Genomic DNA, 1,864 nt, shown 5'->3' with positions numbered 1-1,864 from the left:
TCATGCAACTGACGGCGGACACCGTGGAGTACCACGCGCACGCCGGGCCCGCCGCGGTCCCGCAGGACCGGGGCGCCGGCTGGAAGGGGGCCTGAGGGCGATGGCGGCCGTGCAGGTCCTCCGGTCCGAATGGACCAAGATCCGGTCGGTGGCGTCCACGGCGTGGACGCTGTCGCTGGCCGTGGTGGTCACCGTCGCCCTCGGCATGCTGATCTCCGCGCTGTCGAACAGCCAGTACGAGAACATGCCCGTGCGGCAACGGCTCTCCTTCGACCCCACGGTGATCAGTTTCGCGGGCATGACCCTGGGCCAGCTCGCGATGATCGTGTTCGGGGTGCTGGTCGTCTCCACCGAGTACAGCACCGGCACGATCCGGGTCTCGCTGGCCGCCGTGCCGCGGCGCGGCGCCTTCCTGTGCGGCAAGGTCGCGGTCGCCACGGCCCTCGCGCTCGCCGTCGGCATGGTGACGAGCTTCGCCGCGTTCTTCCTGGGCCAGGCGATGCTCGGCCCCCACCGGGCCGCCCTCGGCGACCCCGGGGTGCTGCGGGCGGTCATCGGCGGCGGGCTGTACATGACGCTGATCGCGATGTTCTCCATGGGCGTCGCCGCGATGCTGCGCTCGCCGCTGCTGTCCCTCGGCATCCTGATGCCGTTCTTCTTCCTGATCTCGAACGTCCTCGGCAACGTCGACGCCACCAAGAGGATCGGCCGCTTCCTGCCCGACCAGGCCGGCAGCCGGATCATGCAGGTGGTCCCCCGGGTGGGTGACGACACCCCCTACGGCCCCTGGGCCGGGCTCGGGATCATGGCGCTGTGGGTGACCGCCGCGCTGGCGGGCGGCTACCTCCTGCTCCGGCGCCGGGACGCCCAGTAGACCCGGCGTTCACCCGGCGTAATGCTCTGGCTTTACTTTCTTTTGGGCGGAACCGTCAGCGCCTGGATATCCTCCTAACCCTTACGGGGGCGTGTGCCCCGCTGTCCTGAACCTTTCGATGGGTGCGGAGCATGATCGAGGCTGTCGGCCTGACCAAGCGCTACGGCGACAAGACCGCCGTGTACAACCTTTCCTTCCAGGTGCGGCCGGGGGCCGTGACCGGCTTCCTCGGGCCGAACGGCTCGGGCAAGTCCACGACGATGCGGATGATCCTCGGCCTGGACAACCCCACGTCCGGGTCGGTCACCATCGGCGGCTACCCCTACGGCAAGCTGCCCAACGCCCCCCGGCAGGTCGGCGCGCTGCTGGACGCCAAGGCCGTGCACGGCGGCCGGACCGCCTACCACCACCTCCTCTGGCTCGCGCAGAGCAACGGCATCCCGAGCCGCCGGGTGGCCGAGGTGCTGGAGACCGTCGGGCTCACCGCCGTGGCGCGCAAGAAGGCCAAGGGGTTCTCGTACGGCATGGGGCAGCGGCTCGGGATCGCCGCCGCGCTGCTCGGGGACCCGCGGATCGTGATGTTCGACGAGCCGGTGAACGGGCTGGACCCCGAGGGCATCCACTGGATCCGGAACCTGATGAAGGCGCTGGCCGCGCAGGGCCGGACGGTGTTCGTGTCGAGCCATCTGATGAGCGAGATGGCCCTGACGGCCGATCATCTGGTGGTCATCGGGCGGGGGCGGCTGCTCACGGACACCTCGATGGCCGATTTCATCCGGGCCAACGCGCGGTCGTACGTGCGGATCCGCTCCCCGCAGCGCGAGCGGCTGCTCGATGTGCTGCACCAGGCGGGGATCACCGTCGTGGAGGCCGGCGGCGGGGCGCTGGAGGTGGCGGGCGGCAAGGCCGAGCGGATCGGTGAGCTGGCCGCGCGCCACGGGCTGGTGCTGCACGAGCTGAGCCCGCGGCAGGCCTCGCTGGAGGAGGCGT

Annotated in this window: 2 protein-coding genes; both read left to right on the top strand. The window is 70.8% G+C overall.

Annotated elements, in window-relative coordinates; translation table 11 throughout:
- The first annotated feature begins 100 nt into the window (after positions 1–100).
- On the top strand, positions 101–874 hold the full coding sequence (locus tag CCN44_RS33365; protein ID WP_059252631.1) for an ABC transporter permease subunit: 774 nt from the start codon (positions 101–103) through the stop codon (positions 872–874).
- Between the two features lie 131 nt (positions 875–1,005).
- Positions 1,006–1,864, top strand: an 859-nt coding sequence (locus CCN44_RS33360) for an ABC transporter ATP-binding protein (protein ID WP_086702004.1), incomplete at its 3' end; no start/stop codon positions are given.

Origin of the sequence: Streptomyces tricolor (assembly GCF_002155905.1) — a bacterium.
Lineage (GTDB): Bacteria > Actinomycetota > Actinomycetes > Streptomycetales > Streptomycetaceae > Streptomyces > Streptomyces tricolor.
This window is presented reverse-complemented; position numbering and strand designations above follow the sequence as displayed.

What these genes read in the sequence shown, in the direction of transcription:
- CCN44_RS33365 (WP_059252631.1), top strand. Translation starts at nt 101, where the DNA reads ATGGCGGCCGTGCAGGTCCTCCGGTCCGAATGGACCAAGATCCGGTCG.